The sequence below is a fragment of the Lactobacillus sp. N54.MGS-719 genome, assembly GCF_000980505.1.
GTDB classification, from domain to species: domain Bacteria; phylum Bacillota; class Bacilli; order Lactobacillales; family Lactobacillaceae; genus Lactobacillus; species Lactobacillus amylovorus.
In genome coordinates this window covers 1-1,731 of sequence record NZ_LARO01000092.1, presented here as the reverse complement: position 1 = coordinate 1,731, position 1,731 = coordinate 1, and the positions used below count along the sequence as shown (strand labels likewise).

The window sequence follows — 1,731 nt, the reverse complement described above, 5'->3', positions numbered from 1 at the left end:
GTATTCCTATGATTGCCGCCATCATCACTTTCATAGTTTTATACATCATTTCCAAAGTTTGGCACAATGAAAAAGCTGTATAACTAAAAAGCCGCGAAAAATCGCGGCTTTTTTAATCCTTAATTTTCTTAATGATTCTTGCCGGTATATCAGCTACTACTGCGTTAGTCGGAACATTTTTACTAGCAACTGCACCTGCAGCAACTACAGCATTTTCACCAATAGTAACGCCTGGTAAAATCATTGCTTTTGCCCCAATCCACGCATTTCTCTCAATTACTACTGGTTTAAGTTCCAACTCTTTTCGCTGCTTGGGCTTCAACTGATGATTTACTGAAATTAGATATGCACCTGGTCCAATTAGCACATCATCCTCAATAGTGATGCCACCTAGGTCAACCATCATTACATTTGCATTAATGAAAATACGCTCACCTAGCTTGATATTGCGTCCATAGTCAGAATAAAATGAAACTCTAATTTCCGTACTAGCTGGTACTTCCCGCCCTATAATTTCACTAACAAGTTGACATACTTCACAACTGCAATGACGCTGTGTATTCAGATTCTGAAGAAGACGTTGATTCTGCGCTATTAGTTGCGTAATAAGATCTTTATTATTTGCATCCATTTTTTATACTTCCTTTTTCTTGCTCAAATTAAGTTTAAAAGGTAAGCTAAGCAATGTAAAAAGCTTATTAAGTATCAAATATTATAACTATTTTTTATGGTAAAAAATGGAATTACGAGTTTTAAACTATTTTGTTGCTACAGCAGAAGAACTAAACATGACCAGAGCTGCTCAAAAATTGTTAGTTTCTCAGCCAGCTCTATCAAGACAAATTGCTGACTTAGAAGATGAATTGGGAGTCAAATTATTCAATCGCCGGTCCCGTCATTTAACTTTGACTCCAGCTGGACAATATTTATTAGAGCAAGCAAAAGAAATCTTAGCTTTAACTGCAAAGACTAAGAGTAATCTTCAATCTTCTACTGTGATTAGTGGCGATTTAACAATTGCTGCAGGTGAAAGTTACGCAATGCAAAGGATCATGGACATTTTGAGTAATATTATCCAAGATTATCCTACTGTAAAGATCCATATTTTGAGTGGCGATTATGAATTTGCAGAAAAGAAGTTAAACATTGGTACCGTTGATTTTGCGGTGATCATTGGTAATCTGAACCTTTCTAATTATGCAGCCCTGCAACTACCTGAAAAAGACGTCTGGGGCGTTCTGATGCCAGAAGATGATCCTTTAACTAAGAAAGACAAGATTACCCCAGCTGATTTGATTGGTAGAAATATTCTCAATTCTCAGCAAGCTGAACATATGCATTATTTTGATAACTGGTTTGGTAATTACAAAGATCAGGTCAACTTTATTGGTACAGTTAATTTAAATTTTAATGGAACTTTGATGGTTAAGAATAAAGCTGCTTTGTTGTTAACCTTAGATAAATTAGCGAATGTTTCAAAAGGTTCAGGTCTAACCTTTAGACCTATTACACCAGCAATAAAAGAACCCATAACAGTAATTTGGAAACATGGTACCAATCTATCGCCAGCTGCTAAATTATTTTTGAATCGTCTACAAGCATCTATTGCGGATAAATAAAAAAGACTCAAGATGTAGTGACCCGCATTTTTCGGACACTTTATTGATATTATGCGACTAAGGACTTATTCCGATATTCTATCGGAGTAAGTTCTTTTAGTTTATCCTTAGT

General features: G+C 35.5%; 2 protein-coding genes. One reads left to right on the top strand and one right to left on the bottom strand.

Going from position 1 to position 1,731, the window contains the following annotated elements; all coding sequences use genetic code 11:
• Positions 1-112 precede the first annotated feature (112 nt).
• On the bottom strand, positions 113-631 hold the full coding sequence (locus tag WS44_RS09165) for a DapH/DapD/GlmU-related protein (RefSeq protein ID WP_046434084.1): 519 nt from the start codon (positions 629-631) through the stop codon (positions 113-115).
• A gap of 106 nt (positions 632-737) precedes the next feature.
• Here WS44_RS09165 and WS44_RS09160 point away from each other — a divergent pair, with 106 nt between their 5' ends.
• Positions 738-1,619 carry a LysR family transcriptional regulator gene (locus WS44_RS09160; protein WP_022087467.1) on the top strand — a complete coding sequence of 294 codons (882 nt, stop codon included), beginning with the start codon at positions 738-740 and terminating at the stop codon, positions 1,617-1,619.
• Positions 1,620-1,731: the final 112 nt, after the last annotated feature.

Excerpts from the sequence above, each read along its gene's own strand:
- WS44_RS09165 (WP_046434084.1), bottom strand. The coding sequence starts at position 631 with ATGGATGCAAATAATAAAGATCTTATTACGCAACTAATAGCGCAGAAT.
- WS44_RS09160 (WP_022087467.1), top strand. The coding sequence starts at position 738 with ATGGAATTACGAGTTTTAAACTATTTTGTTGCTACAGCAGAAGAACTA.